This is a genomic window from Nocardia sp. NPDC060220 (assembly GCF_042727815.1).
Classification (GTDB): Bacteria; Actinomycetota; Actinomycetes; order Mycobacteriales; family Mycobacteriaceae; genus Nocardia.
Window position 1 is genome coordinate 1 of the sequence record NZ_JBHWZY010000283.1, and the last position, 7,623, is coordinate 7,623.

Below are 7,623 nucleotides of genomic sequence, written 5' to 3' on the forward strand. Positions count from 1 at the left end.
GGCCACCCCTGCCTTGCTCGTGGCGTAGGTGGTTATCGACCGGCGCGTGCCGCGCAGCGCGGTGAACGACGAGACCGATACCCGATGGGTTGTCACCGGCAGGAGCGTCCGGTGCAGGTGGTCAGTTCACCGAGCCGGTGGTCGAGGTCGGTGACGATGTCGGCGTGGGCCGCGCGGCCTTGGGCGGTCTTGAAGAGGTTGGTGAGTTGGTAGGGGTCGGCCTGCAGGTCGTAGAGTTCGTATTCGCGCTGGTCGAGGGGGCGTTCTCGTTCGTACCAGCGTACGTAGAGGTACCGGTGGTTGCGCACGGCGCTCCAGGACGGCATGTCGAGTGCGTACATGACGGGGGTGTCGGTGCCGGGGATTTGTTCCTGGGCGATTCCGTTGCGGCCACTGTCGCCGTTGCCACCGTATTCGGCGGCGAAATCGGTGCGCCAGCCGATGGTGTCGCCGGACAGTACGGGGGTCAGGGGCCGGCCGTCGACCTGGTCAGGGATGGGGATGTTCGCCCAGTCGTAGAGGGTGGGTGCGAGGTCGATCGACAGGGCCATGGCGTCGCTGCGTCCGGGGCGGATGCCGGGGCCGCTGATCGCGAGGGGCACTCGCATGGATTCTTCGTAGGGGGCCATTTTCTGGGTGAGGCGGTGGGCGCCGAGGCTGTAGCCGTTATCGGAGGTGAAGATCAGGTAGGTGTTGTCGAGTTCGCCGGTTCGTTCGAGGGTTTCGACGATTCCCGCGACCATGTCGTCGAGTGATTTGAGAGCGCCGAGGCGGTTGGTGTAGTCGATGTCGTTGGTCGCGGCGATCGTCGCGGCCCTCGCGTCGGCGGTGTCGATCAGCCATGAGGGTTTGTCGGACACGTCGGGTTCTTGATAGTTCGGTGACCGCGGGGCGAGGGTGGGCTGGGTGCTGGGCAGGTGGCGAGGTGCGGGCGGGATCGGGAAGTGGGGGGAGGTGGAGGCGGCGTACCAGAAGAACGGTTGCCCGGAGGCGGCGGCGTCTGTGAGGAACCGCTCGGACTTGGCGCGGATCACGTCGGTTTGGTAATCAGCCGGTGCCACACCGTATTTCACGCGGGTCCCGTTTTCGTTGAGGGTGTAGTTGTAGCCGGAGTACAGGAAGTTGTCGACTCCGGCGTTCCAGTCGTCCCATCCGGGCGGGATGTGGCCGGGGTCGTGTTCGAGGCCGTTGAGATATTTCCCGGCCATGCCGGTGCGGTATCCGGCGTCGTGCAGGGTGGTGGCGATGGTGTGGGATTCGTTGCCGCGCGCGCGGAAGGTGTCGAAGCCACCGACCTCGCCGGCGTTGGTGAGGACACCGGTGTTGTGCCCGTATTCGCCGGTCAGGATGGAAGCGCGGGCCGCGCAGCAGATCGGCATCGGCGCGAAGCCGTCGGTGAACTCCACACCACGGTCACGGATCAGTGCCGCGGTGCGCGGCATCGCTTGCCACACCGGGGTGGTTGCCGCGTCCAGGTCGTCGGCCAGGATCATCACCACATTCGGCCGCCGGTCTCCGGTCGCCGGCGAGGCCGACGCTGTGGAGACGCACCCGGTCACTGTGAGCAGGACCGCGGCCGCCGCGGTCAGGAAACGACGCGGCAAGCGACGTGCGCGCATTGAGTTTCTCCTCGGGGGGGCAACGGGGTGTTGGTTTTCTTCGCGATCCGGCCTATTTCGTCGATCCTGCCGCGGTCGATGGTGGCCGCCCATTCGTGGGCGACCGGGACTGAGCTCGCTTACGAGCTGCATCGGCAGCAATGCCTGCTGTCAGGCGTCATCGGTGTGGTGCGCCGAGCCGAAAAGCCGAGAGCAGTGTATGTGCAACTCCGCGTGCGGCAAGCCGAGGAGCCGATCGAACTCGGCTCGATCGAATGCCGAATCGCCCACATTCTTCAACTTATCGATCATGGCACGTCGCCTGTACCACAGATAAGCGTCCCTACCCGTGGCCAGGGCCGACGCGAGTGTGCTTCAGTCGAACAGGCGCAGAGCCTCCACCGGGCAGCTGTCGACCGCCAGCCGCACGTCGTCGAGTTCGGCTTCGGCTACCTGTTCCGTCAGCACCGTCACGTTGCCTTCGTCGTCGACCCGAAAGATGTCGGGCAGCAATGCTTCGCACATGCCGTGGCCCTCGCAACGGGTGCGGTCGGCGGCGATCTTCATGCGGACCCCGAGGCGCCGAGATGTTCGAGTCGGATGGGTAGGCCATCGAGGGGGATAGGGCCGGTCGCCCAGCCCATCGGGGGAATGTAGTCGGCGGGCACGGTCCAGCGGTAGTTCAACAGCATGCGGTGCATGATCGCCTTGACTGTCATACCGCCGAAATAGAGTCCGATGCATTTGTGTGCGCCACCACCGAAAGGGGCCCAGGTATAGCGGTGAGCCTTGTCCTCGTGCCGTTCGGTCGTGAACCGTTCGGGATCGAACACGTCGGGGTCGTTCCACCAGCGGGCCTGGCGCATGGCCGAGTACGAGCCGATCATCACCAAGGTGTCAGCGGGGACGAACTGACCCTGAATCGCGGTATCCCGCACGGTTTCGCGGATCTGCTGCCCGACAGGGGAGTACATCCGCAGAATCTCTTTGAAGACCAGCTCCAGGGTCGGCAGCCGGTCCAGATCGGCATAGTCGAGTGACTCCTTGCCCAACGCCTGCGATTCGGAGCGCAGCCGGTCCTGCCATTCGGGATGCAATCCGAGCTGATACCCCATCATCGACACCGCGATCGTGCTGGTGTCGTGCGCGCCGAGCAGGACGAAGATCAGATGGTCGACGATATCCTGGTCGGTGAACGTATGGCCCTCCTCGGACGCGGTGCGGCACAGCACGCTGAACAGATCCTCGCCATTTCCCGCGCGTTTGGCAGGCAGCTCGCGACGACAATAATCCTCCAGCACCGCGCGCCCGCGCAGTCCGCGTGCCCACAGACCGCCGGGCAGATTCGTGCGCACCAGCGCCTGGCCGCCCCGCACCGCATCGATGAACGCCCGCTCCAGCCCGGCGGCCTCCGACCCGAGATTCGCCCCCATGAACACTTCCGAGGACAAGCTGAGCAGCAGGCGTTTGGCCGCCGGATAGAGCTGGAAATCGCGATTCGGTGTCCATCCGCGCATACCGCGCGCAATGGCCGGACTGGTGATATCGAGATAGCCGACCAACCGCGGCCGGGTAAAGGCCTGCTGCAAAATCCGACGGTGATAGCGGTGTTCCTCGAAGTCGCGCAGCAGGATGCCGCCGTGGAAGAACGGGCCGATGAAGAAGGTGTAGCCGCGTTGCGCGGAATACACTTTGTCGCGGTCGGCGAGTACCTCTTCGGTGGCTTCTGGTCCGGCGACCATGACGACGCGTCGCCCGGCAATCCCGACCCAGTGCACCGGCCCGTATTTGTCGAAGCGGCGGCGGGCGAAATCGAGACTGTCGCTCATCGCGGGTATGGCGTGCCCGATGACTGGGACACCGTAATCGCCCATGATCGGCCGTAATCCGCTGTCGGGCAGCGGGTCTGCCAGCGCGCGGGTCTGCGAGGGATATCGCTCGGCAAGAGCGGATACGGCGGATTTGGCCCGTCGGCCCAGGGTGGACATCATGTTCGTGGTCCTCTCGCACCGTTGCGATGTGGTGTGATCTGGACCATACAGGAATCAACCGTTTCCGTAAACGATTGATTCCTATTTCTGTTGCGGCATACTGAGGTGTGTGACACGGGCAGCGACCGGCATCTATCGCGGCACCTCGGCCGAACAGCGACGCGACGAACGCCGCCAGCGGCTGATGGACGCCGCCCTCGACATCATCGGCACCCAGGGCTGGGCCGCGACCACCGTGCGCGGAGTCTGCGAACAGGCCAAGGTCGGTCCGCGGTTCTTCTACGAGAGCTTCGACGACCTCGACGCGCTCGCCGCCGCCGTACACGACGAGATCATCGACACCGCGATCCGCAGCTCACTGGACGCACTCGCCGCCGCACCGGAGGACATCGCAGCCAAAACGCGGGCAGCCGTCACCGCCATCCTCAATTCCGTCGTGGACGACCCCCGCCGCGCCCGCATCGCTTTCGCCGAGGCGCACGGCAGCGAAATCCTGATGCGACGCCGCGCCGCCGCCATGCGCACTATCGCCGACGTCGTCGCCGAACAGGAACGCGCACTGTTGGACCCGCCTGCCGGCAGCGAAACCCTGGTCAGTGCGGTCTCTCTGATGATCACCGGCGGCGCCGCCGAATTGGTCCTGGCCTGGCTCGACGGCGGTATGGACATCAGCCGCGACGAACTGATCAACCTGTGCGTCGAATTCGTGCTGACGTTTGCCGACAACCTGACCACGATGGCCGCCCGATTGGCGCATTGAATGCACGCGCTGATTACGCATTTCAGCTTCGCCGGCCAAAGCTGCTCGGCGACTTCCATCGGCCTCGCAGGACGTGGTTGATCTGGTCGGGCTGGTGCGCCTGCACCGGCTGGATCTCGCTCGGCCGGTGAGCGGGACATCCCCGCTGGTCCGAAGTCGCGCAGGCGGTCGAAGCCTTTGAACAAAAGAAGGGCACCAGCGGACGCCCCGAATACGCGGCCGAATTCGGGGCGCCACCCCTGCCGGGCCAACTCGCCGGCCTCACTGAGCAAGTGCGTTGGGGGACAACGGATATCGCCGAAGCGATCCGCAACGCGCTCTCCGTGCTCGCCGATTTCGAGCCCGATGCGCAATGGGCGCGAGAGGTGATTCGTGCCAGGCCGAGGCCGTATGCCCATGTGCTGTCCACTCCATAGCCATCGCCCTCAATTAAGAACTGATAGACGACCGCTACCACGCAGGCGCCCGAGCCTTGGACGCTGCCGCCTGCTCGGCACCCTAGGCCTGTGTCGAAATCCCATCCGGTGTCTCCGACCCGATGATCGGAGCGTCCGCTGGGCTGAGCGGAGAAGATCCACTGGTCCTAGGTGTGAGTGTCGCGAGTTCGCATGTCAGCGGCAACGTTGATCACACTGTGCCGCAGGCAAGTTAGTTCATGGCAACAAATCGGTCTCGACCTCTATCCACTAGTCGAACTTGGGTGGATGATGGCCGAGAGGCTAGCTCTCGATCTCCGCCCAACTTTTCTGGTCCCTCCCCTGAGGTGCGGACTGCCCTTACAGAGGGCGTGCCAGTCACATTCCTTCGTTCGATTTCGTGAGTTCTGCGCGTGAGCCGATCAGGTTCCAGAGTCGGCTTCCTTGCGACATCAGGATGGAAAGGTACTCCGATCGTGGCGATCAAGCGATGGCGAAAGGTCGTGACCGGACCGCTACGCACACAGGAAATGTGCTGCGTCGACAAGTTCTCCGGAGATCTGATCCGGGTGTGTGGGGCGTGCGCCATGATGAAGGAGATCAGGGTGACAGGTTTCGAGCGCAACAACGGCGGGGTGTTGCCACTGAGAGTCGGCGGGCTGGTCCGATGACCGTGGTACTCAGGCCCGGCGATCGTGGAGACCTCGTCGGGGTGCTCCAGGCGACGCTGAACCGTGACTACCCCCTCTACTCCAGATTGGTCGTAGACGGGGAATACGGCCCAGCCACGACCACGGTCGTCGCGGAGTTTCAGCGCCGGGCGGGACTCGATGTGGCCGAACCCGGCACGGCCGACACAACGACATTGCGCAGGCTCGGACTGAACTTCGACCGGCTTCCACCAGCCGGGACCCGGCCGTTGTACTACAGTTTCGCCGGCACGTGGGGCCATTGGAGTCAGGGACCACCGTTCGACGTCGGCTCGGCGCTCGAAGGCGAGCGCCGGGTCCGCAATCAACCGGTCGCGTACCCCGCCAGTGGATTTCTCAATCCGGACCCGCACACCAGCTACCGGGAGTCGGTCGCGCTCGGCGTCGGGGAGGGGATCAGGCTGATCCTGCTGAATCCCGGCCCTTTCATCCTCGCGGGATACAGCCAAGGCGCGGAAGTCGTGGTGCGGCTGATGATGCTCATGACAGACGGCGGGCCGCTCGCGCACCGCGCGGACGATCTGCGGCGCGTGATCACCTTCGGGTCGCCGTGCCGTCCGCCGGGACGCACGCTGCTGGGTAACAACCCGCCGGGGGCCGGAATCTCCGGCGACTACACGCCCCAGGAATTCCGCGACCGCACCTTCGATTTCGTGCTCGACGGTGACATGTATGCGACGACGACTGACGACACGCTGCTCGAGCAGTTCTACGACCTACTCGTCCAGGCGGAGCTGACGGTGCCGTTTGCGGTTGCGGTGTTGCAGTTCCTGCAATCGAACATCCTCGGTGGCGGTCTCGGTGGCCCGCTCGGCAATGTCGGCCGAATGACCGTGCCGACGGGACTCGGTGGCGTCGACTTCGTCAAGGCCGTCCGAACCATGCAGGTCGTCTCCGAGTTCCTGATCCGTAATCCGCATGTTCACTATCACGATTGGCCGGACTTCGACGGCCACACCGGAATCGAGCGCGCCGAGCAAGTCCTCCGCGACATCACGTCGCCCGACTAGCTGAAGTCAGACCTGCTCATAACCTGGTAAAAATACTCGCCGATCCCGCCAGCTATCGGACGGGAATCTTGAAGTGCATTGCGCGGTAAGGCCATCCGTCGGTGGTCTTCCACTGCGACACCAACAGGTGTAGGCCGGCGTCGAGGGTGGATCCGGGGATGATGCACGGGCCGTAGAGTTGCGCGACCCTGTCATTGCCCTCTTCTCCCCATGCCGACCCGCGAATGGGTGTCGTCTTCGGCACCTGGTAGAGGTTGTCGGTGGGAGTGTCGAGCAGACGCAGGTCGATATCGTAGCCACCGGTGGTGGAGGCGTCGAAGTTGACCAGAGCCCATTTGTTCTGAATTCTGCGCAGGCACATCTCGCCGAACTTTTCCGCGGAGGGCTGGCTTTCGAGTACCGGTGTCGGTGGGTTTCCCCAGTTCCAGCTGCCGTCGCGCCAACCCCAGCCGATGTAGGCGCCGGGGTCGGTGATCCGGTCCTGGCGGACGCGGCGCAGGATGACCCCCTTGTCGCGTTGGAATCCGGTGGAGAAGACGTACACCCACCCGTCGTCGTCGCGTTCCCAGGTCCACAGCTGCGCGAACCCGTTGTGCAGGCCGGCGTCGAACTGGGCACCGGTGTGCCGCCAGGACTTTCCGTCGTCGCTCGACGTCCAGATCTCGGTGCGCACCACGTTGCCGAGGCCCTGGTTGATCATCACGTGCAGGTAGATGTCCTGGCCGATGGTGATGATGTCGGAGGGCAGCGCCGTCGTCCCGCCCGCGTGGTCGTAGGACCACAGTTGCTGGGCGTAGTTCGGAACCGGTCCCGCGGCTTCGTGCCACACGATTCCGTTGTCCAAATTCGTTGTGTCGGAGTACAACGCGACCGGCGAGCGCCAGTCGTCACTGCCGACCATCGGGTCGCGGAAGGTATCGCCGAAGACGGCGAGAATCCGGCCCGAGGGTGTACGGGTCATCACCCCGAGATCGGTTGCGGCCATACCGAACTGGTCGGTCCGGCCGGGGCCGGTCGCGTCGGTGATCTTGCGTGTGCCGGTGGGGACGGCAGCGGGGGCAGGCAACCGCCAGCCGTCCTTGATGACGCCGTACCACTCACCGGCGTAGACATGGCCGGTGACCGGCCAGCCCTGTGC

The 7,623-nt window shown here is 64.7% G+C and carries 7 protein-coding genes; 3 read left to right on the forward strand and 4 right to left on the reverse strand.

What is annotated here, in order from left to right:
* Window positions 1-92: 92 nt before the first annotated feature.
* From ACFWF3_RS16510 to ACFWF3_RS16520, 3 genes are all read right to left on the reverse strand, one after another.
* On the reverse strand, window positions 93-1,619 hold the full coding sequence (locus ACFWF3_RS16510; RefSeq protein WP_379314334.1) for a sulfatase: 1,527 nt from the start codon (window positions 1,617-1,619) through the stop codon (window positions 93-95).
* A gap of 354 nt (window positions 1,620-1,973) precedes the next feature.
* On the reverse strand, window positions 1,974-2,165 hold the full coding sequence (locus ACFWF3_RS16515) for a ferredoxin (protein WP_378987379.1): 192 nt from the start codon (window positions 2,163-2,165) through the stop codon (window positions 1,974-1,976).
* Window positions 2,162-3,589, reverse strand: coding sequence for a cytochrome P450 (locus ACFWF3_RS16520; protein WP_379314335.1), 1,428 nt, complete (start codon window positions 3,587-3,589; stop codon window positions 2,162-2,164). Before ACFWF3_RS16520 ends, ACFWF3_RS16515 begins: the two co-directional genes overlap by 4 nt.
* Window positions 3,590-3,698: 109 nt before the next feature.
* Here ACFWF3_RS16520 and ACFWF3_RS16525 point away from each other — a divergent pair, with 109 nt between their 5' ends.
* The 3 genes from ACFWF3_RS16525 to ACFWF3_RS16535 all read left to right on the forward strand — a co-directional run bounded on the left by ACFWF3_RS16525 (window position 3,699) and on the right by ACFWF3_RS16535 (window position 6,485).
* On the forward strand, window positions 3,699-4,349 hold the full coding sequence (locus ACFWF3_RS16525; RefSeq protein ID WP_379314336.1) for a TetR/AcrR family transcriptional regulator: 651 nt from the start codon (window positions 3,699-3,701) through the stop codon (window positions 4,347-4,349).
* An 892-nt stretch (window positions 4,350-5,241) separates the two neighbouring features.
* Window positions 5,242-5,436 (forward strand): hypothetical protein, encoded by a 195-nt coding sequence (locus ACFWF3_RS16530; protein WP_379314337.1) that lies wholly within the window; start codon window positions 5,242-5,244, stop codon window positions 5,434-5,436.
* Complete coding sequence (locus tag ACFWF3_RS16535) at window positions 5,433-6,485, forward strand: peptidoglycan-binding protein (protein ID WP_379314338.1); 1,053 nt, start codon at window positions 5,433-5,435, stop codon at window positions 6,483-6,485. Before ACFWF3_RS16530 ends, ACFWF3_RS16535 begins: the two co-directional genes overlap by 4 nt.
* Before the next feature lie 52 nt (window positions 6,486-6,537).
* On the opposite strand, the gene ACFWF3_RS16540 is transcribed toward ACFWF3_RS16535, so the two are convergent.
* On the reverse strand, window positions 6,538-7,623 hold a 1,086-nt coding region (locus ACFWF3_RS16540; protein ID WP_379314339.1), incomplete at its 5' end, for a DUF4185 domain-containing protein.